This window comes from Ruegeria sp. HKCCA0235A, from assembly GCF_013033235.1.
Classification (GTDB): Bacteria; Pseudomonadota; Alphaproteobacteria; order Rhodobacterales; family Rhodobacteraceae; genus Ruegeria.
In genome coordinates, this window is the sequence record NZ_WQDQ01000001.1 from 765,154 (window position 1) to 786,330 (window position 21,177).

The 21,177-nt window shown below is 57.6% G+C and carries 21 protein-coding genes; 8 read left to right on the forward strand and 13 right to left on the reverse strand.

Annotated features, from left to right (window positions below):
• The first annotated feature begins 24 nt into the window (after positions 1–24).
• Positions 25–1,098 (forward strand): flagellar motor switch protein FliG, encoded by a 1,074-nt coding sequence (locus GOW56_RS03835; protein ID WP_254447151.1) that lies wholly within the window; start codon positions 25–27, stop codon positions 1,096–1,098.
• A 138-nt stretch (positions 1,099–1,236) separates the two neighbouring features.
• Complete coding sequence (locus GOW56_RS03840; protein ID WP_171204983.1) at positions 1,237–2,160, forward strand: lysophospholipid acyltransferase family protein; 924 nt, start codon at positions 1,237–1,239, stop codon at positions 2,158–2,160.
• On the opposite strand, the gene GOW56_RS03845 is transcribed toward GOW56_RS03840, so the two are convergent.
• Positions 2,161–2,862, reverse strand: a complete 702-nt coding sequence (locus GOW56_RS03845; RefSeq protein ID WP_171204984.1) for a thioredoxin family protein — start codon at positions 2,860–2,862, stop codon at positions 2,161–2,163.
• A gap of 224 nt (positions 2,863–3,086) precedes the next feature.
• On the opposite strand from GOW56_RS03845, the gene acnA reads away from it, so the two are divergent.
• The 3 genes from acnA to GOW56_RS03860 all read left to right on the forward strand — a co-directional run bounded on the left by acnA (position 3,087) and on the right by GOW56_RS03860 (position 8,240).
• Positions 3,087–5,777 (forward strand): aconitate hydratase AcnA, encoded by a 2,691-nt coding sequence (gene acnA / locus GOW56_RS03850; RefSeq protein ID WP_171204985.1) that lies wholly within the window; start codon positions 3,087–3,089, stop codon positions 5,775–5,777.
• A 119-nt stretch (positions 5,778–5,896) separates the two neighbouring features.
• Positions 5,897–7,399, forward strand: a complete 1,503-nt coding sequence (locus tag GOW56_RS03855; protein ID WP_171204986.1) for a BCCT family transporter — start codon at positions 5,897–5,899, stop codon at positions 7,397–7,399.
• 139 nt (positions 7,400–7,538) lie between these two features.
• Complete coding sequence (locus tag GOW56_RS03860) at positions 7,539–8,240, forward strand: SDR family NAD(P)-dependent oxidoreductase (protein WP_171204987.1); 702 nt, start codon at positions 7,539–7,541, stop codon at positions 8,238–8,240.
• Between the two features lie 29 nt (positions 8,241–8,269).
• Here the strand turns inward: GOW56_RS03860 and GOW56_RS03865 are convergent, their stop codons facing one another.
• The 10 genes from GOW56_RS03865 to yajC all read right to left on the reverse strand — a co-directional run bounded on the left by GOW56_RS03865 (position 8,270) and on the right by yajC (position 15,267).
• Positions 8,270–8,809 carry a DsbE family thiol:disulfide interchange protein gene (locus GOW56_RS03865; protein ID WP_171204988.1) on the reverse strand — a complete coding sequence of 180 codons (540 nt, stop codon included), beginning with the start codon at positions 8,807–8,809 and terminating at the stop codon, positions 8,270–8,272.
• Positions 8,802–8,960, reverse strand: coding sequence for a heme exporter protein CcmD (gene ccmD / locus GOW56_RS03870; RefSeq protein WP_170343892.1), 159 nt, complete (start codon positions 8,958–8,960; stop codon positions 8,802–8,804). The genes GOW56_RS03865 and ccmD overlap by 8 nt, the downstream gene beginning before the upstream one ends.
• Positions 8,957–9,730, reverse strand: coding sequence for a heme ABC transporter permease (locus GOW56_RS03875; RefSeq protein WP_152458361.1), 774 nt, complete (start codon positions 9,728–9,730; stop codon positions 8,957–8,959). The genes ccmD and GOW56_RS03875 overlap by 4 nt, the downstream gene beginning before the upstream one ends.
• Before the next feature lie 61 nt (positions 9,731–9,791).
• Positions 9,792–10,448: a heme exporter protein CcmB gene (gene ccmB / locus GOW56_RS03880; RefSeq protein ID WP_152458362.1), complete on the reverse strand. Its 657-nt coding sequence runs from the start codon at positions 10,446–10,448 to the stop codon at positions 9,792–9,794.
• Entirely contained in the window at positions 10,445–11,059 is a 615-nt protein-coding gene (gene ccmA, locus GOW56_RS03885) for a heme ABC exporter ATP-binding protein CcmA (protein ID WP_152458363.1), read from the reverse strand. Before ccmA ends, ccmB begins: the two co-directional genes overlap by 4 nt.
• 144 nt (positions 11,060–11,203) lie before the next feature.
• Positions 11,204–11,557, reverse strand: a complete 354-nt coding sequence (locus GOW56_RS03890; protein WP_152458364.1) for an Mth938-like domain-containing protein — start codon at positions 11,555–11,557, stop codon at positions 11,204–11,206.
• Between the two features lie 12 nt (positions 11,558–11,569).
• Complete coding sequence (locus GOW56_RS03895; RefSeq protein ID WP_371807869.1) at positions 11,570–12,334, reverse strand: TSUP family transporter; 765 nt, start codon at positions 12,332–12,334, stop codon at positions 11,570–11,572.
• The gene (secF, locus tag GOW56_RS03900) at positions 12,315–13,283 is read right to left on the reverse strand and encodes a protein translocase subunit SecF (protein ID WP_171204989.1); all 969 of its coding nucleotides are present in this window, start codon (positions 13,281–13,283) and stop codon (positions 12,315–12,317) included. Before secF ends, GOW56_RS03895 begins: the two co-directional genes overlap by 20 nt.
• Position 13,284: 1 nt before the next feature.
• Positions 13,285–14,946 (reverse strand): protein translocase subunit SecD, encoded by a 1,662-nt coding sequence (gene secD, locus GOW56_RS03905; RefSeq protein WP_171204990.1) that lies wholly within the window; start codon positions 14,944–14,946, stop codon positions 13,285–13,287.
• Between the two features lie 33 nt (positions 14,947–14,979).
• On the reverse strand, positions 14,980–15,267 hold the full coding sequence (yajC, locus tag GOW56_RS03910) for a preprotein translocase subunit YajC (protein WP_152458368.1): 288 nt from the start codon (positions 15,265–15,267) through the stop codon (positions 14,980–14,982).
• Between the two features lie 201 nt (positions 15,268–15,468).
• Between yajC and GOW56_RS03915 the strand changes: the two genes are divergently transcribed.
• Positions 15,469–17,133 (forward strand): mechanosensitive ion channel family protein, encoded by a 1,665-nt coding sequence (locus tag GOW56_RS03915; protein ID WP_171204991.1) that lies wholly within the window; start codon positions 15,469–15,471, stop codon positions 17,131–17,133.
• Between the two features lie 72 nt (positions 17,134–17,205).
• The gene (gene serS / locus GOW56_RS03920) at positions 17,206–18,498 is read left to right on the forward strand and encodes a serine--tRNA ligase (RefSeq protein ID WP_171204992.1); all 1,293 of its coding nucleotides are present in this window, start codon (positions 17,206–17,208) and stop codon (positions 18,496–18,498) included.
• A 57-nt stretch (positions 18,499–18,555) separates the two neighbouring features.
• On the opposite strand, the gene GOW56_RS03925 is transcribed toward serS, so the two are convergent.
• A complete protein-coding gene (locus GOW56_RS03925) occupies positions 18,556–19,212 on the reverse strand; it encodes a helix-hairpin-helix domain-containing protein (RefSeq protein ID WP_171204993.1) in 657 nt (218 codons plus the stop codon).
• A 93-nt stretch (positions 19,213–19,305) separates the two neighbouring features.
• On the reverse strand, positions 19,306–20,289 hold the full coding sequence (locus GOW56_RS03930) for a fatty acid desaturase (RefSeq protein ID WP_171167554.1): 984 nt from the start codon (positions 20,287–20,289) through the stop codon (positions 19,306–19,308).
• Positions 20,290–20,803: 514 nt separating this feature from the next.
• Between GOW56_RS03930 and GOW56_RS03935 the strand changes: the two genes are divergently transcribed.
• The gene (locus tag GOW56_RS03935) at positions 20,804–21,169 is read left to right on the forward strand and encodes a hypothetical protein (protein WP_171204994.1); all 366 of its coding nucleotides are present in this window, start codon (positions 20,804–20,806) and stop codon (positions 21,167–21,169) included.
• Positions 21,170–21,177 lie beyond the last annotated feature (8 nt).

A 21,177-nucleotide genomic window follows, 5' to 3' on the forward strand; every position in this document is an offset into this window, starting at 1 on the left:
CAGGACACAAACGCTTTGATACAAATGGCAAATGGGGGGTCTGCCCCACTTGCCGCGGGGGATGAACACGCGCCGCAAGTTGTTCCGCGCACATTGACCGGTCGGCAAAAAGCGGCCGTTGTCGTCCGCCTTCTGTTGAACGAGGGCGCCGATATTCCACTTGAGGAACTGCCTGACGACCTGCAAGAGACATTGACCCATCAACTTGGTCAAATGGGCCTTGTGGATCGCGTCACTCTAGGCGTGGTGGCCCAGGAATTCAGCGACGCTCTGGACAATGTCGGGCTTGCTTTTCCACATGGGCTTGTAGGTGCACTGGATGCGATGAACGGAAAGATCGCACCATCGACGGCCGCGCGCCTGCGCAAGCTTGCCGAGGTGCGCCAGATCGGCGATCCATGGCAACGCTTGCGTGACGTACCCGTTGAGGATCTTGCCAAAATGGCCCAGTCGGAAAGCACCGAGGTGGCGGCCGTCATGCTTTCAAAGATGGATACCGCACAGGCGGCGCAGATGCTGGCCCATATGCCGGGCCCGGTTGCGCGGCGCATTACCTATGCCATCTCGAAAACAACAAATGTCACCCCCGAAGCGGTTGAACGTATTGGCTGGTCGCTGGCCGCGCAACTGGATCAGCGGCCTGCTCAGGCTTTCGACAATGGTCCCGACGCACGCGTGGGCGCGATCCTGAACCAGTCGGCGGCCGCAACACGCGACGACTTGTTGAACGCATTGGACGAGGACGACGCCGAATTTGCGGATCTGGTACGCCAGTCGATCTTTACCTTTGCCCATATCCCAAGCCGTATCGCGGCCCGCGATGTTCCCGCCATCCTGCGTGAAGTGGAACAGCCGGTTCTTGTCACCGCATTGGCAGGTGCCGCCGCGGATGATGACAAGGCATCCGTTGAATTCATTCTGTCAAACATTTCGTCCCGCATGGCCGATAATCTGCGCGAGGAAATGGCCGAACGTGGGCGCGTCAAACAATCGGAAGCCGAAGATGCCATGACACAGGTCGTGGCCGCCATTCGCGTTCTGGTCGATGCCGGTTCCATTGTTCTGATCGAAAAAGATGACGAGGAAGATGCAGCCTGACCCCGCGAACCCACGGGTATTGCGCGATCCGGCCACCTGCTGCGGGTTCCGGTTTTCCGCCCGTCTGGGCGCTTGAGCTTGCAGGCATCGGGCTGTATGTCTTTCTCAGCAATTCGCAACACGCGGTGAGACACCTCCATGCCCGTTGAAAAGTCGGAGCTCAGCCGGTTTGAGCTTGGGAAATACTATGTCGCCAACCTGTTTCTGCAGGGGGTCATCCGCGTTATGCGCATGCTTCCGTATGAGCGGCGTATTGAAACGATGGGGGCCATCGTGCGGTGGCTGGCACCTGTTGTCGGGTTTCGCAAACGTGTTCGTCGGAATCTGAAGCTTACTTGCCCGGACTTGCCTGAAGCCGAAGTCAGGCAGATCTGCCGCGATGTGCCGGACAATGCCGGTCGTGCGATCATGGAACATTTTTCTCCGGAAGACTTTATCGAACGGCAGAGCAAGGCCAAGATTTCTGGGCCAGGTATCGCTGCATTAGACGCGGCTGTTGCCGAGGGGCGTCCGGTCATGATGATTACGGCGCATTTCGGTCACTACCTAGCAGCGCGCATCGCCTTGCAGACATACAGCGGTCAGCCCATCGGCTGCCTGTATCGGCGGATGGCCAACCCGTATTTCAACGACGCTTATGTCGAAGCCTTCTACAAGACAGGCGCCCCGATGTTCGAACAGGGGCGGCGCGGAATGGTCGAGATGGTACGCTCGTTGAAAAAGGGCGGGATTATTGCCATCGTTTCAGATCTTCACGCAATGGGCGGTGAGGAACTGATGTTCTTCGGCAAACCCGCCGTGACATCCGTGCTGAACGCCGAGTTGGCCATCAAATACAATGCCGAGCTGATTCCGTGTTACGCGGTGCGTCAGCCCAACGGTATCGATTTTGAGATCGTTCTGCACGAACCGGTTCCGCACACGGACCCAAAAACCATGACCCAGTTCACCAATGACGATCTGGAAAAGATGGTGCGGCAGCATATGGGACAATGGTTCTGGATTCACCGTCGCTGGAAACACTGGAACGGGTTGGGCATCAAACCGGAAGAAATGCCCTGATCACTTGACCCGGGTGGCGGCAACAATCGGCCCTTCCCCGGCCCTTTGAACCAGAACGACTGCCGGCAGGTCCAAACCAAGCTGAACCGTGAATGATTGCGGTGCAGTTCCATCCCATTGCCCCGCAATCTGCCAGGCCTCAACGACATTGGCATAGTCCAGCTCGTGCCCGGCCAGCTCTCCACGACGGATCGAAGCGTGACGCAGGGGAGAATACTGAACCACATGCACGTCATAGGTATCGCCTTTCGGCAACTCGACGGGCGTCACATCCACTGTCACTTCATCGGCTGAGCGCACGGCCGTCACAAGCGCTTCGGGCGCTGCTTTCAGATGCGCTTCGATCAATCGATCAAGTTCACGGGATTGCGCCCCGACGATGTCGTGCTGCCCGTTGATCACCATCTGCGGGGTATAGATCATGGAACGCCCCCCCTCGCGGGCATAAGCCCGCTGCCGAAGCGTATGATCGGGGTTCGCATATTCGTCCTTCCACCCGATATAGTCCCAGTAGTCGACATGCAAAGCGAGCCCTATGACGTCGTCGCGCTTGGCCAAATCATGCATGATCCGATCCGCCGGCGGGCAGGATGAACACCCTTGAGACGTGAACAGCTCGACCACAACCGGGTCTTCCTCGGCCGCGACCTGTACCGCCACAAGGCAGGAAAACACGGTGGTCAAGGCAATGGATCTGAACATGTGAACTCTCGGGTTGAGCGGTTGGATCTCAGGGATAGCTGCTTTGACACTCAACAGCCAATCAAGGTTTCTTGAGGCTTTGATACATTCCCTCCGCGAAAAAGTGTACAATAGTATACAAAATTGCCTCTCATTGCGTGTTCAGCCTTGAACACGGGGGCTTGGTGATGCAGATAACACTCAGCAAATCCTAATATCCAAGTCATTTGAGAGGGAGGCCACAGATGCCCATCAAAGTCGGACAGGATACCGCCAAAACGCGCCGCAGTCTGAGCGTGAATGGTAAATCCATTTCCTATTATTCGATCCCTGCCGCACAAGAGGCCGGTCTGGGCGATTTCTCGAAACTGCCAGCCGCACTCAAGGTGGTGCTGGAAAACATGTTGCGGTTCGAGGATGACGGGTTCTCGGTCTCGGTCGATGACATCAAAGCTTTTGCCGAATGGGGGGCCAACGGTGGCAAAAACCCCCGTGAAATCGCCTATCGCCCTGCCCGCGTACTGATGCAGGATTTCACCGGCGTTCCGGCCGTGGTGGATCTGGCCGCGATGCGTGATGGCATCAAGGCGCTGGGCGGCGACGCGCAAAAGATCAACCCGCTGAACCCGGTCGATCTGGTCATCGACCATTCCGTCATGATCGACGAATTCGGCAACCCGCGTGCGTTCCAGATGAATGTGGACCGTGAATATGAACGCAATATGGAACGGTATCAGTTCCTGAAATGGGGTCAGGGTGCATTCAACAACTTCCGCGTTGTCCCCCCCGGCACCGGTATCTGCCACCAGGTGAACCTTGAATATCTGGCCCAGACCGTCTGGACCGACACCGACCAGAACGGTGAAGAAGTCGCCTATCCCGACACGCTGGTCGGCACCGACAGCCACACCACCATGGTCAACGGCATGGCCGTGCTGGGCTGGGGTGTCGGCGGGATCGAGGCCGAGGCCGCGATGCTGGGTCAACCGATCTCGATGCTGATCCCCGAGGTCGTGGGCTTTGAGCTGACCGGTGATCTGGTCGAAGGCACCACCGGCACCGACCTGGTTCTGAAGGTCGTGGAGATGCTGCGCGAAAAAGGCGTGGTGGGCAAGTTCGTCGAATTTTACGGCGAAGGCCTGGATCGTCTGCCGCTGGCCGACCGTGCGACCATCGCCAACATGGCCCCTGAATACGGCGCGACATGCGGCTTTTTCCCGATTGACGGCGAAACGCTGCGCTACATGCGCAACACCGGCCGCGACGAGGATCGCATCGCGCTGGTTGAAGCCTACGCAAAGGAAAACGGTTTCTGGCGCGATGAAAACTATGCGCCGATCTACACCGATACCCTGTCGCTGGATATGGGCACGATTGTTCCGGCAATCTCCGGGCCCAAACGCCCGCAAGATTATGTTGCGCTGACTGACGCCAAAGCCGCTTTCGCCAAGGAAATGGCCGAGACCTTCAAGCGCCCGATGGGCAAACAGGTCGAGGTCAAAGGCGAAAACTATGGCATGGAATCGGGTAAGGTCGTGATCGCCTCGATCACGTCCTGCACCAACACGTCGAACCCTTACGTGATGATCGGAGCGGGCCTCGTGGCGCGTAAGGCAGCCGCGCTGGGGCTGGATCGCAAGCCTTGGGTCAAAACCTCACTGGCACCGGGGTCGCAGGTTGTGTCCGCTTACCTCGAGGCCGCAGGCCTTCAAGAGGATCTGGACAAGATCGGCTTCAACCTTGTCGGATACGGCTGCACCACATGTATCGGCAACTCGGGTCCGATCCAGAAAGAAATCTCGGAGGCCATTGCGGAAGGCGATCTGGTCGCCACTTCGGTCTTGTCCGGCAACCGCAACTTCGAAGGCCGCATCTCGCCTGACGTGCGCGCAAACTATCTGGCTTCGCCGCCTCTGGTCGTCGTGTACGCCCTGGCAGGCACCATGGACATCGACCTGACATCCGAACCGATCGGTCAGGACAAGGACGGCAACGACGTCTATATGAAAGACCTCTGGCCGACGCAGCAGGAGGTCGCGGAACTGGTCGAACAGACCGTCACGCGCGAAGCGTTCCAATCGAAATACGCCGACGTCTTCAAAGGGGACGAGAAATGGCAGTCGGTCGAAACCACCGATGCGGAAACCTATGACTGGCCGCCGACATCGACCTATATCCAGAACCCGCCCTATTTCCAAGGCATGGGCCCCGAACCGGGCACGATTTCCAACATCGAAGGCGCCAAGGTTCTGGCCATTCTGGGTGACATGGTCACGACCGACCACATCTCGCCCGCGGGGTCATTCGCGACGACCTCGCCCGCAGGCCAGTACCTGATCGAACGTCAGGTTCAGCCGCGTGAATTCAATTCATATGGTTCACGTCGCGGCAACCACGAGGTGATGATGCGCGGCACTTTCGCCAACATCCGCATCAAGAACGAAATGCTGGACGGCGTCGAAGGCGGTTACACCAAAGGCCCGGACGGTGAACAGACGTCAATTTATGACGCCTCGATGGCCTATCAGGCGAACGGCACCCCGCTTGTGGTATTTGGTGGCGAGCAATATGGCGCAGGCTCAAGCCGCGACTGGGCGGCCAAGGGCACGGCGCTGCTGGGCGTCAAGGCTGTAATCGCCGAGAGCTTTGAGCGTATCCACCGTTCGAACCTTGTTGGCATGGGAGTCATTCCATTCGAGTTCACAGGTGGCGACACCCGTAAAACCCTGGGGCTGAAAGGGGATGAAACCGTTTCGATTCACGGGCTGGATACGATCGAGCCGCTACAGGAAGTCCCCTGCACGATCGTTTATGGCGATGGAACCGAAAAGACCATCACCCTGAAATGCCGCATCGATACCGCGCCCGAGATTGAATACATCGAAAACGGAGGCGTGTTGCATTACGTCCTGCGCAATCTTGCGAAGGCATCATAACCGATACCAAAGCGTGCAATTCAAACCCCCGGCTACCCGCCGGGGGTTTTTTGTATTCTGGTCATTTATTCGAAAACCTGAAACTGTTGGGCAAGGTCATCAACGGAAAACCAAACGCCATGAAGAAACCCAACGCCCTGCTGGTATGTTCGCTCAGCGTAATTGCCGTGATCGGGATATGGGGTGTCGTGGACATTCAAAGCCTGGTGACCTGGGCAAGCGGCATCGTCCAGCAGACCTTCCACAGCCGCGGCTGGTTCGTGATGCTCGCCGCTTCGGGCATGTTGATCGGATGCCTGTTTCTGGCATTTTCACCCTATGGAAACATTCGCCTCGGCCGGGATGACGAGGAGCCAGAGTTTTCCACCGCCACATGGATTTCAATGTTGTTCTCCGCCGGTATGGGCGTCGGCCTGCTGTTTTGGGCTGTGGCGGAACCGCTGACCCATTTCAACTTCATCTCCGGCATGGCACCGGATTTCATCGCGGCGCAGCAGGCGATGCTGGCGACAAATTTCCATTGGGGGCTGCATGCCTGGGCGATTTATGGCTCCACCGCGCTGACAATTGCCTATTTCAGCTTCCGGCGCGGTACCGGGATGATGGTTAGTGCGCCGATCAAAAACCTGTTTCCCGGTGAACGCTGGGCTGAACGCGTCGGGTGGCTTTCGGACTTCATGGCGATCATCGCCATTGCCATTGGTGTCGGTGGCTCCATGGCCATGGGCGTGTTTCAGGTGGCAGACGGCATCGCAGTGCTGGGCGGTCGGGAAACGGTCGGCGCCCTTTTGATTGGTGTCGTGTTTCTGGCAATGGTTGCTGCGTATATCCCGGCACTCATGATCGATCTGGGCCAGGGCATGGCGCGCCTGTCCAATGCCGCCATGCTGATCGCAATCGGCCTTGTTGCCTACACGGTGGTCCTTGGCCCCACCGAATACCTTCTGAATACCATCGTTCAGGGGTTCGGAGACTATGTCACCAATGTCATTCCCAGGGGATTTCAGACCTTTACGTTCTTCAGCGATGACGTCACCAGATGGTTCAGCGACTGGACCCTGACCTACATGGTCTGGTGGATTGCCTGGGGCCCGTTCGTGGGCGTCTTTGTCGCCCGCATCTCTCGCGGTCGCACGATACGGGAATTCGTGATCGGCGTCCTGTTCGCCCCCACGCTGTTTTCAATCCTCTGGTTCGGTGCCTTTGGTGGCATTGGCCTGTTCGAGGCACTCAATGGTGCGGGCGAACTGCTGGCCTATACGCAGACAAACATCGAACGCGTAACCTTCGCCCTGCTCGACCGACTTCCACTTTCCGTAATCACCACGCTTGCAACGGTGCTGGCCGCCTTTCTGTTCATCGTGACCAGCGTCGTAAGCGCAGCCTTTGTTCTGGGCACCTTCTCGACGGGCGGGGACGAGAACCCCCCGCCGCGTGTGCGTCTGATCTGGGGGGGATTGCTGGGACTGCTGAGCGTTGCAATGATCCTTTCGGGATCCGTGGACTCGGTTAAGATCCTCATCTCGCTTGGCGCATTGCCCTTTGTCTTCATTTCAGTCCTGCTGATGGTGTGCTTGTTCCGCGGGCTCAGAGAGGAGGGACAACGCAATGCTGATCGGTGATCTCACGGACACTCTGATGAACCTTGTCACCTTCGCGTTCATCGCGGCAATGCTCTGGATATTGCTGCGCAAGTGACCGCATTCCGGCAGCGCAAAAATCAATGTTGAATCCTGGGCGCTTTGCCGGTCATCTGAGTTCATGGAAAAAGTTGCACTGATAACCGGTGGTGCCCGTGGGATCGGGCGGGCAATAGTCGAAGACCTGAGCCGAGATCACCATGTTGCCTTCACCTGGTTGGCCAGCCAGCCGGATTCTGAAGTGCTGAAAGGCGACGTTCTGGCAATTCAATCGGACCTGACAGAAGACAACCAACCCACCCAGGTCGTCAAAAAGGTCATCGATCACTTCGGGCGACTGGACGTGATCGTGAACAACGCCGGTCTTGTTCGCGCCACTCCGAAACAAGCGTTCAGGGTTGAAGACCATCGCGCCATTCTTGACCTCAATCTGCTGGCCCCGGCCGCGTTGCTGGCTGCGGCGTTGCCGCATCTGAAACGCGGCGCTTCGATCGTCAGCATCTCATCGATGAACGCAACATTGCCACCGCGCGACGCCGCGACCTATGGGGCAAGCAAGGCCGCTTTGAACCTCTGGACACGGGCCATGGCGAAAGAGCTCGGCCCCGAAGGCATCCGCGTCAATGCGGTTGCGCCGGGTGCCATCAACATCCCCGAAGGCCCCCGCCCTGACGATCTGACATCGCTTTTCGTCAGGGAAACGGCGCTGGGCCGGATCGGAACACCCGAAGACATCGCCAGGGTCGTTCGGTTTCTGGCCTCGGACGCGGCGGGGTTCGTAACCGGAGAGGTTCTGGGCGTGACCGGAGGCTATCGCTTGTAAGGTGGCTTAAACCTCGTTTTCCAAATTGCTCAACCGCCCGCAGCCTTTTCCAACGCCGGACGCAGAGTGTTTTCAATCACGCGCTGCGTAATCGGGCCGGCAAAGCGGAAGATGATTGTGCCGTCGCCATCAACCACATAGGTTTCGGGTACGCCGTAAAGACCCCAATCCAATGCCATGCGGCCCTTCTCATCACGGCCAATCGCGGCGTAGGGGTCACCCAGCTCGGTCAAGAACGCTTGGGCGTTGCCCAACTGGTCTTTGTAGTTGATGCCATAGACCGGGATGCCTTCGGCGGCCAGCGCTTCCAGATTGGGATGCTCGGCACGGCACGGCGCGCACCAGCTGGCCCAGTAGTTGACCAGTTTGACTTCTCCATCCCGCAGCGTGGCATCGTCGAACAGCTTCTTTTCCGGGAACTCGGACAGAACCACGGGCGGAGCCGGTTGGCCTTCGCGGGCAGAGGGCAACGCGTTGGGGTCTTCCCGGAACATACCGATCCCGGCCAACACGGCGAACGCGCCAAAAATCAAAGGCGGCGCGATCATCAGGGGCGATATCTTAGCCATTGCGCGAGATCCTTTGTTCGATTTTTTCCATCTCAGTGCGTATCTTGCGCCCTCGCATCACGCTGAACACGATCAATGCCACAAGCAGCACGATGGACACGGCATAAGACGACAAAACCGCGTCAGCGTATTTTCCAAGATCGGGGATCATCCGCCCACCCTTTCCCGCGCCTGCAACGCCTTGATGCGACGCGCGCGGATTTCAGTCCCGGTGCGGTACAGCACCAAAGCAATGAACAGCAGAACAAATCCGATGATGCACAGCAACAGCGGATAGAAGTAGATATTGCTGACTTTTTCTTCCGTATCGGCTCCGGTCACGGCAGCCGCCCGCATGACCGATGCGCCCTGATGCAGGCCCTGGTTCCAGAAGTTGACCGCATATCGGCTGAGCAGCGCGAACACGGATCCGACCAGACACAGAACCGAGGTCAGGTCCGCCGCAGTATCCGGATCCTCGATGGCTTCCCACAACGCGACATAGCCAAGATAGAACAGGAACAGGATCAGAAACGACGTCAGACGCGGATCCCACGCCCACCAGGTGCCCCACATGGGCTGTCCCCAGATCGCCCCTGTCAGCAACGCAATCAGGGTCATCACGATCCCGATCGGTGCAGCCGCCCGCGCCGCCAGCGCGCTGACATGGTGACGTCGCACCAGCCAGACCAGAGAAGTCGCCAGCATCATCAGCCAGCAATTGATCGCCATCAGCGCCGCCGGTACGTGCAGATAGATGATCTTGACCGTCGACCCTTGCTTGTAGTCGTCCGGCGTGAAGAAGAACCCCCAGACCAGCCCGACGACGATGCAGAAGATCGAGACGATCCAGAAAAACGGCAGGACACGTTCACTGGTCGCAAGAAACTTGCGCGGGTTGGCGTATTCCCAGAGGGCATTGGCTTTGGCTGCTATCGACATGGGCCCTATCTAGTCCGAGTTGGGGGTTTTCTCAATTGACATCAGTCAAAGTTGGGACGGTTCACCGCAGATTGATACGCAACACAGCCGCGCTGGCGAAGGGCAACAACGCGATGGTGGCCGCCGTGATCCCCGCCAGCATCAACAACGGCGTCTGCACGTCCATCCCCGTTGCCCCACGCCGGGCGACCTCGGCCCCGAAAATCAGGGTGGGGACGTAAAGCGGCAGCACCAAGAGCGACAACAGCAACCCGCCGCGCTTGAGACCGACAGTCAGGGCAGCGCCGAATGTTCCGATCACGCTCATGGCCGGGGTGCCGATCAGCAGCGAGATGACAAGCCAGAAGAACCCTTGCGCAGGCAGGTTCAGCAAGACCCCCAGAAAAGGTGCGGCCAGAACCAAAGGCAGGCCTGTGGTCAGCCAGTGGGCCAGCGCCTTGATGGTCACGACTGATTCCAGTGGCAGCGGCGCCGTGGCCAGCAGGTCCAGTGACCCGTCCTCCCAGTCCAACGCCAGAAGACGGTCAAGAGACAGCAGGCAAGCCAGCAACGCCCCCAGCCAGAGCACACCGGGCGCAATGGTGGACAGCAGTGACGATTGTGGCCCCACTGCAAACGGCACCATCACGGTCACGATCAGGAAAAAGGCTAATCCCAAACCAAACCCGCCGCCCGCACGGAAGGCCAGTTTCAGGTCGCGCAGCAGAAGGGCGATCACAGGAAGCCTCCGTCGAAATCGTCAATGGGTTTGGGTTTGGCCTTGTTCGGGCCGACGTCCAGAACCTCACCATCGAGGCCAAGGTCGATATGGGTCGCGATCAGGGCTGACCCACCCTGCCCCAGATGCGCGCGGACTGCATCGGCGAACATCTGCACCGCATTTCTGTCCAGAGAAACGGTCGGCTCGTCCAGCATCCAGATCGGCCGCCCGGTGACCAGCATGCGTGCCAGCCCCAGCCGCCGTTTCTGACCTGCCGACAGGTTCCCTGCATGGCGATCCGCCAGCTCGTTCAACTGGAACGCGTCCAACGCCGTCTGGATGCCGTTGGTTCCAAAAACAGAAGCCCAGAACGTCAGGTTCTCGGATACAGTCAGCGTCGGTTTCAGCCCGTCCGAATGGGACGCATATGCAATCTGATCTTCCGCGCCCTGAATCTGACCCTTCAGCGGCGGCTGCAACCCGGCCAATGTGCGCAGAAGGGTCGTTTTGCCGATCCCGTTCGGCCCACGCAGAATCAGCGCTTTGCCAGGAGGCAGCTGAAAGCTGAGATGCTCCAGGACGGGAATGCCACCACGGGTGATCGACAGGTCGGTTACAATCAGAGTCATGAGACCCGCTTATCGGAATGTCATCAGAGGCAAAAGGTGGGATTTGCCGCAGTTCGGTTGTGGGAGCTCTGAGCAGAGAGGTCCGAGTGAGGGGCCAGCCCCTCACACACCCCGGGATATTTTCAGCCAGATGAAGTGATCCCGTCAGACCGGGATCAGAGCAAGCGCTATTCGGCGACCTTCAGAGAGCAAGACATTGTAGGTGCGGCACGCAGCCGGAGAATTCATGATTTCGACGCCGACACCGGCACTCTCCAGCTGGGTGCGCAAAGACTGGGGAATGTGGGCCATGTCTTTGCCCGTACCGACAAGCAGAACGTCAATTCCATCGGCCAGCTCCAGAAGTGGCTGCGCATCTTCATAACCGCCCCAGGTGGCAGGTCCTGCGGGGCCGGTCAGAACTGCGCCTTCGAACACATCACCGCCGATGCGGAAAAACCCGGGGCCATAGCCATCAACCGGCTTGGCATCCGAAAACGTAACTTGGTTCAGGCGCATTCCTTCCCTCCTTCAATCCAGGATCGGCAAGCCGGAAACGACTGCTATCAGAATGACCGAATAAGCCGCAGCGCGATAGATCCGTTCGAGCTTTGGATCGAACAGAGCCTTGCCGATCAGTGTCGTGCTCAGATAGGGCAAGCCCAGCAGCAGGACAATCCAAAGGATCGACAGATCCGCAGCGCCTCCGATCAGGATGCTGAAGACGATGGCCACATCCAGCAAAGCCAGAAAGATGATCGTGTTGGCACGAATCTTGCGCACATCTGAAGAGCTGGCCAGATAGAATACGATAACGACCGGGCCGGTCAGTCCGGTCATGCCGCCGATCACGCCTGCGCTGCCTCCGATGGCCAGCCGTCCGGGCACACCCAGCCGCCCCTGCCAGCGCCAGCCAGTGACGATCGCCAACAGGGTCACGCCGGTGATACCGCAGGCAATCCAGCGCAGAACGACCGTGTCGGCCTGTGCCATGACCCAAAGGCCAAGCGGCACGGTTAGTGCCGCTGCAACGCCCAAAGTGCTGATTTCGGTCTTGTCGCATTCACGCCATGCCTGCGGCGCCAGCGCAAAGGTCGATACGATCCCGGTGGCTGCCATCAGAAAGACGACATCGGCAATCGGTAGAAATTGAGTGGCCACCGGAACAAAGATCATCGCGGTGCCAAAACCAGTGAAGCCGCGGACAAGTCCCGCGGCTCCGATGGTAAGAACCAACCAACCCAGCCCCGGCAGGGACAAGGCCTGTTGCAACGCCTCAGGCATCGATATTGGCAAACTGGTTGCCCGCCGTGTTCGACGGCTTGGACCAGTCGCGCTTGACCCCCAGCCACAACAGGATGGTCGAGGCGACGAAGACCGATGAATAGGTGCCCACGATCACGCCCCAGATCATCGCGAATACAAAGCCGCGGATCACATCGCCACCCAGAACATAAAGTGAGATCAACGCCAGCAAAGTGGTGACCGAGGTCATCACCGTCCGGCTGAGCGTTTCGTTGATCGAAATGTTCAGGACGTCTTTGAGGTCTTTCTTTTTGTACTTCCGCAGATTCTCACGCACCCGGTCGAAAACGACCACGGTATCGTTCAGCGAATAACCGACGATGGTCAGAAGGGCCGCGATAATGGCCAGGTCAAACCGGATTTGCAGTTCTGAGAAGATGCCGATGGTCAGGATCACATCGTGAACCAGTGCCGCCACGGCCCCCAGCGCGAACTGCCATTCGAACCGTAGCCAGATATAGACAAGCACCGCGCCAATCGCCAAAGCCACCGCGATGACGGCGGTCTGGATCAACTCGCCCGAGACCTTGGGGCCCACGGATTCTACGGAGACGAACTGAATATCAGGTATTACCTGCTGCAACGCGTCCTCTACGGCGGTGATGGTCGCTGCTTCGACAGCCTCGGCATCTTCCTGCGCCTGGATGCGGATCATCGCAACGTTTTCGTCATCCGCAAAGGTTGGATCGAAAATCTCGGTGATGGTCACATCGCCCAGTTCCAGCGGGGCGATGGCATCTCGGTATGTGCCCACATCGATCTCGACCGCGCTTTGCGTCCGGATCGTCGTGCCACCCCGGAAATCAATACCGAAATTCAGCCCTTGCAGCATGAACGAGGTGAAGGCAATCACCATCATCAGGCCGGAAATGCCCAACCAGACCTTCCAGCGGTTGAAGAAATCGAACGAGGTGTTCTGGGGTACGAGTTTCAGTCTCATGTCAAACCTCGATCGTTTTCGGACGGCGGCGTTCGAACCACATCACGATCATCAGGCGCGTCACGAAGATCGCGGTGAAGACCGAAGTCAGAATGCCGAGGCCCAGAGTGATTGCAAAGCCGCGCACCGGGCCACTGCCCATGGCAAACAGGATCACGGCGGTGATGAATGTGGTCACGTTCGCATCCAGAATGGCAGACAGCGCCTTTTCATAGCCCAGTTCGATTGCGCGCGCCGGACCTTTGGCGGATTTCAATTCCTCGCGGATACGTTCAAAGATCAGCACGTTGGCGTCCACCGCCATACCGACAGTCAATACGATCCCCGCGATACCCGGCAGGGTCAAGGTTGCTCCGATCATGGACAGCAGACCGAACAACAGGCCCACATTGATGATCAGCGCGATGTTGGCGAAGATCCCGAACAGACCATAGCTGAGCGCCATGAAAACCAACACCGCGACAAAGGCCACGATGGTGGCGACTTTGCCCGCGTCGATACTGTCCTGCCCTAACTCGGGTCCGATGGTACGTTCTTCGAGGAATTCCAAACCGGCAGGCAGTGCGCCCGCTCGCAGCAGGACGGCCAGGTTGGTGCTTTCCTCAACCGTAAAGTTCCCGGTGATGATGCCCGAGCCGCCCGGAATATGACTTTGGATCACGGGGGCTGAAATCACTTCATCGTCCAGAACGATGGCAAAGGGGGCTCCGATATTGTCGCGGGTGTAATCCCCAAATTTGCGCGCACCAGACGTGTTGAACCGGAAGTTGACCGCAGGGCGGCCGTTTTGGTCGAATGCGGGCTGCGCATCGACCAGTTCCTCTCCGGTAACGACCGGAGCGGACTCAATTGTGTAGTAAACACCGCTTTCGTCAATCGACGGCACGATTTCCTCGCCGATGCCTGCAACGGCATCCGGCTCGGTGCCGCGTCCGGCAACCGGGTTAAAGGTCAGTTGCGCCGTCGTGCCGATGATCTCTTTCAACTCACCCGCGCTGCCGATGCCAGGCACCTGAATCAGGATACGATCGGCACCCTGACGCTGAATGGTCGGCTCTCGGGTTCCCACTTCGTCGATCCGGCGGCGGATGATTTCCAACGATTGACGCACTGTGCGGTCGTCTGAGGCTAGTTTTTCTGCCTCGGACAACTGAACGACAATCGTGTCGCCTTCGGCACGTGCCTCGATATCCGTTGCCCCGACACCAGTCAGGGTCTGCACTTGACGGGCAAGACCGCGCACGACCTCCAGTGCCCGCGCCATGCCCTCAGGCTGGCTGATGCGCACGCGAATCTCATCTGGGGCCGATTCCTGACGGCGGACCGTCCCAACGGTCGAACGCTCATCGCGCAGGGCGTCACGGATATCTGGCCACATCGCCTCCATCCGGGATTCGTAGACGTCCTGCACCTGAACTTCGGCCAACAGATGTGCACCGCCGCGCAGGTCAAGGCCCAGATTGACCAGTGACGAGGGCAGCCAGTTCGGCCATTGCCCCGCCTCGGCCTGCAACTCGGGCGTGTCCACGCCCAGCTCGATCGCAGCTTTGGCGTCGTTTGATTGCTCGACCCGTGTATAAAACGCATTTGGCAGGGCCATGATCAGGCCAGTCACGCAGACCAGCCAGATCAGAACCCGCTTCCAGGTATCAATGTGCAGCATTACCCTGCCTTTTCAAGGATTTGTAAGGTGATGTTATTTCGCAGGTTCGGTTTTGTTCAGAACCTGAGCGATGGTCGATTTAACCACACGCACTTTAACACCTTCGGCGATCTCGACTTCGATCTCGTTTTCGCCTTCCTTGACCTTCGACACTTTGCCGATCAGCCCGCCTTGGGTGACAACCTGATCCCCCCGACGCACGGCATCGACCATGGCCTGATGTTCCTTCATTTTCTTCTGCTGCGGACGGATCAGCAGGAAATACATGATCGCAAAGATCAGGATAAGCGGGAGAAACTGGGCGATTGCGCCACCTTCCATGGGATATTCCTTTGTTCAGATCTTGCGGCACCGTTCCGCAAATTTTGCCGGAACCTATGCTTTGAAATGCGCGTTTGCAAGCAAAGGTGGTCATGTGATCGGCCGCAACCTGACAAAGGTGCCACATGAACCGGTCAATCGTTGCAGATATGTCCTATGCAGATATCTCAATTTGGCTATAGTCGAACATCAGGGGGGGCAATGAGAGCTAGATACAAACCATTCCAATCGTTGACGCTTTTGCTGTCTCTGCTGAGCTTGATCTTGTGTCTGGCCGCATCGGTGAAGGCCCAGGAATTGCCTGCCGAAGCCACCGAACCCGAGGCGGAAGAAACCGAAAGTTTCAAGGCACCCGTCATCGTGGACGGCGACATGTTGTTCTTCCTGCGCGGCTCCAGCGCCCTGCCCGCGCCGGAACGTGCCGAAAGCGTGCAGAACAAGATCATTGAGGTGGCCGAGGCCTCGGAAAGCCCCACGGTCGACATCACCTTTGAAGAAACCGACCTGGGTATACGCATTCGCGCCGACGGTGAAATCGTATCGATCGTTACAGTTGCAGACGCCGAACTGGACCAGATGGAGCTGGACGTCCTCGGCTTCTTGCATGGTCAGGCCATCGAAGAGGCCATCCTTGCCTACCGCTCCAACCGTACAGATCAAGCCCGGGTATCCGGAGCGATTGAAGCCGCGGGATGGACCTTAGGTTTTGTCGTCTTCGTGCTGGTTATCCTTTGGCTTCACCGGCGGATCAGGCGGCGCACTCTGAAACTGGTAAAGCGTTATTTGAAGGATGTCGAAACGGCGACGGCCAAAAGCGTTCAGGCCGAAGCAATCGCCGCCCTGATCCGATACGGGCTGAATTTTGCCCTGTTGGTCATCTTCTTTCTCGGCTTCTACTACTACCTGTCCTTCGTTCTACTGGCCTTTGCGGAAACACGCTATTTCGCGCAACTGCTGCTTACCTATCTGACAGAACCGGTACTGCTGATATTCAAGGGAATACTCAGCTATATCCCAAACCTGATTATGCTCAGCCTGATCGCATGGGTCACTTTGTACATAATCAAGGGCATGCGCGTGTTCTTCGACGCGGTCGAAGCCGGTTCGTTCGAAATGGGCGATTTTGAAAAACACTGGGTCAATCCGACGTTCAACATCGCTCGGGTTATCGTGATTCTGATCGCGCTCGTCTTTGCTGTTCCCTACATTCCCGGTTCGGATTCGGCCGCCTTCCAGGGTCTGACCATTCTGGTCGGCGCCATGCTGTCGCTGGGTGCCAACTCGGTCGTGTCCAACATGCTGGCAGGGCTGTTCGTGATCTATCGTCGTTCCACGTCAATCGGCGACCGCATTCAGATCGAAGAGCATATCGGCGACGTGGTTCAGATCAAACTGATGGAGACGCATCTGAAATCCATCAAGAACGAGCTGATTTCGATCCCGAACGCCCAATTGATGAATTCGGACGTCGTGAATTTCTCGAAGAAAACCGATGGCAGTGGGTTGCTGCTGCACACGACGGTTGGCATCGGATATGAAGAACCGCCCGAAAAGGTCGAAGCAATGCTGATCGAGGCGGCCAACCGCACCAAGGGGATCAAGGCCAAACCTGAACCTTTCGTGTTGTGGACGGCGCTGGCCGACTACGCCATCAATTATCAGATCAACGGTTACACCACCCGCGGCAGCATCATTCCCAAAATCCGCTCGGACCTGCATCGCAACATTGTCGCCGTTTTCAATGAGAACAAAGTGCAGATCATGACGCCATCTTACATGGCTGATCCGCCAGAACCAAAAATCCCGGCGGATGAATGGGATGGTCATCTGGCACATGAATCGCACGAGGAAGCGGATAAGTCGTAACCGGCGCTACACCCTGCCCCACAGATGGTGCATAAGCGGTTTCAGTGATTCACGCATTCAAGGATCTGAGACATGCACGACATCCGCGCCATTCGCGAAAACCCTGCCGCTTTCGACGCCGCTTTAGCGCGCCGTGGGGACGCGCCGGTGTCGTCAGATTTGCTCAGGCTGGACGAAAGCCGTCGCGCCAAGATTCTGGCGGCCGAAACAGCGCAAGCCGAACAGAACAAGGCGTCCAAGGAAGTCGGGGCTGCCAAGGCTCGAGGCGACGAAGCCGAATTCGAACGCCTGCGCGCGCTGGTCGCCGAGAAAAAGGCCGAAATCGCGCGCATGCAGACCGAGGCCAAGGATCTGGATGCCCTGCTGACGGATCAGTTGATCCGGATCGCAAATCTGCCCGCCGAGGATGTGCCGGATGGCGTGGATGATAACGACAACGTCGAGATCAGCCGCTGGGGCACACCGCGTGAACTGGATTTTGCGCCCAAGGAACACTTCGAGATCGAAGCCGTTCAGCAAGGCATGGATTTCGAAACCGCGGCCAAACTCTCGGGTTCGCGATTTGTGCTGTTGTCCGGTGGAGTCGCCCGTATTCATCGCGCTTTGGCGCAGTTCATGCTGGATACGCATATCACCGAAAACGGGCTGACCGAGGTGAATGGCCCGGTTCTGGTTCTGTCCGAGATGATGCAGGGCACCGGCCAATTGCCGAAATTTGGCGAAGACAGCTATCAGACCCGCGAAGGCTGGTGGCTTATCCCGACCTCCGAAGTGTCGCTGACCAATATCGTAAACGACAGTTTGATCGAGGAAAGCTATCTGCCCCGCCGCTACACCGCGCATTCCCTGTGCTTCCGGTCCGAGGCCGGATCCGCGGGCAAAGACACCCGCGGGATGTTGCGGCAACACCAGTTCGAAAAGGTCGAGATGGTTTCGATCACGCATCCGGACAAATCGGATGAAGAACAGAAGCGCATGCTGCACTGCGCCGAGGGCATTCTGGAAAAGCTGGGCATTCCTTACCGCACTGTCATCCTGTGTACCGGTGACATGGGCTTTGGCGCCCGCCGCACCTATGATATCGAGGCCTGGTTGCCCGGTCAGGACACCTATCGCGAGATCAGCTCGGTTTCGACATGCGGTGATTTTCAGGCCCGCCGCATGAACGCAAGGTTCCGCCCCGACGGTGGCGGCAAGCCGGAATACGTCCATACGCTGAACGGTTCGGGTTTGGCTGTTGGGCGTTGCCTGATTGCAGTGCTGGAAAATGGCCAGAACTCGGACGGCACCGTGACCCTGCCCGAAGTCCTGAGCCCCTATCTGGGCGGCAAACTGACCCTGCAACTGGACGGCACACTGGCCTAAAAAACGAAACCGGCACCACCGGGCGCCGGTTCACAATGCAAGACAGGGCGAAGGAATTTATTTCTTCGCCCTTTTCTTGTCCTTATTGCTATCTTTCTTCTTGTCACTTTTTTTCTTGCCCTTCTCGGCGTCTTTTTTGCTCTTCTTGGCGTCTTTTTTCTTTTCGTTCTTTTTCGATTTTTTGTCCTTCTTGGACTTTGCTTTCACCTTATCCTTGGCCTTGGAAAACGCTGCTTCCATTTCTTTGCGTTTCTTGGCGGCTTTTTCAGCTTTCGCCTTGGCCTTGGCCTTTTTCTTGGCGGCGGCTTCGGCTTTTTCGGCCGCCGCTTGTTCTTCTGCCGCTTTGCGTGCAGCTTCTTCCGCCCGTTTTTCTGCCGCTACAGCGGCCACGGTCTTGCGCGGGGCGGCTTTTCGTGTCGCCGCCTTTCGGGCGGCTGGTCTTGCGGCTGCTGGCTTCCGTGCCGCTGGCTTTCGTGCCGCTGGCTTTCGTGCCGGCGCCTTGCGCGCGCCAGGCTTCCCGGCAGTGGGTGTTGCGGCTATTGCGGCTTTTGCGGCTTCGATCAATACGGCGGCTCGGCTCTCACCGACCCGAGGAACCTTGACCAGATCTGCGGGTGACGCCTTCGCTATCGCTTCTGCGGTCTTAAAGCCATTGGCTGCAAGGGCTTTTTCCAGCGCCTCTCCCACACCTTTTACGTCGGTCACTGCAGTCATCTAAGGGTCCTTTCTCTATCGCCCTGCCTCATCGCGTATACATTGGAAATGCATATACGCCAGTTCAGCGCTTGCCTTATCAGAGCCAATGGATCAGCTATGCGCCAACCCAGCGGTTCGGTCATTTTTCGGGAATGGCACGAGGCGTTTCGCATCCTCATCCCAAAGCTTGAGGTTCAAAGCCGCCACTGCCTCGGGGAACTTGATCCGACGAGGCGTGAATTCAGGCGGCAGGTTATAGTGGCAGGCCCGCAACCGGTACGATGGGATACGTGCGTTGTAATGATGGATATCATGTAGCGTGATGCAGGCGACGGCAGTATCGAACCACCATCCGAAATCCAGTGCAGAAGATCCATGCAACGCTGCAGTCTGCGGGTTCAGATCAGGACGGCGATCCCAATAGGTATCTTCAAAATTGTGTTGCAGATACACGAGAAACACACCCAGCATTCCGCCCAGAAAAGAAAACACCAGCCAGACCAGAATACCGGTCATGCCCGCCACCAGGTACAACAGGCCCAAAAACACGATGATCGAGGCATTGTGCAGCAAGACGCCTTTGACACCGAAACGAACAGTGTTCTTGGGCCAGCGATAGCGAATGAAATATGTGAACAGCGCACCGACCGGCACCAGAATGAAAGGGTTTCGATACAGCCTGTAAAACAAACGTGTTTTCCAGTCCGCGTTTTTCCATTCCCGCAATGTCATCGTGTGAATTTCGCCGGTCTCACGATGCTCAAGGTTTCCGATCCCCGCGTGGTGCAGATTGTGGTTCTGCTTCATCACCTCGAACGGTGCAAAGGTGAATGGCGAAAGACCATGCCCTGCCCATTCGTTCTGCATTCGCGTTTCAAACAGCGAATGGTGCCCGCAATCATGTTGCAGCACATAAAGGCGTACCGCCGAAAAGGCGAAGACGATCCCGGCCGGGATCATGATGTACCAGCGATCCACGAATACGATCGCCAGAGACAGCGATGCGAAATACACCGCAAACGTGCCGAAATAGCTCAGTGCAGCCAATCTGTTGTCCTGAACTGCGTAGTGTCTTGTGTATTCCCTCAGATCCATCCAGTCCGCTCCCCACGATGGCCCTGTTTTAATCTGTTAAAAACCCAGGCGCGGCTTGACCGCGTGCAAGCAATGCATGTGCTGACAGATGCACACACGCGAATGCTAGCGCGCAGAACAGGGGCTGTCACGCCCTCAGAGCGAAAACGCTGAAAATTGGCGCAGTTACGCGCTGGCGTCAGGATCACCGGCACTGAAAAACGCGAGCCTCTCAAAAGAAGGAAGCGCCCGAGAAATACTGCCCTGAAGTGTCTCGAAAAGCTTCAACCGCATTCGCATGCCCCTCTGAGTTGACGCGTGGAGGCTACCGATCAGAAAAACAAACAGTTTTTTCAGGCCTGTTGATGGACTTTATCGAGAAATTTTTTGCCATTTGCACCATTCATCTGCGTCTCGCTTGCGGGGTGCTCTTATAACGGTTTCAGCACCTCATCTTCTGCCGCCATCTTGACTGGCAATGCAGTCCTGCACGAGTTGCGCGGTCGCGGGCTGCACCTCAATTCAGGATCGCAGTTTGGTATATGGGGAACGCAGCGGCGTGAAAATCGCCTTGCGCTCTGATCCTGCCAAGGCACTGCCTGTCGAGGTCAACGCAGGTGTACAGCGCCGCGTGACAACGCTGGTTCCGCCCATATCGCGCAATCAAAACAAACGACCCAATGATGAGGCGGTCAGTTTGGTTTCGACATTTGACCTGACCTATGACTATGCCGACGCTTCCAAAGGTCTTTTCGGAGGTCGAACGCGATTTGCAACGATCTTCGCGCCAGGTTCAGCCGCGACCGAACTGGCGACGGCCATTGAACAGGGCAATGGGACGTCAGAGGGTATCGCCAATGCCGCAGAAGCGAACCGCGCATTCGTCCTTGGGAACGATTGAGTCAGTCT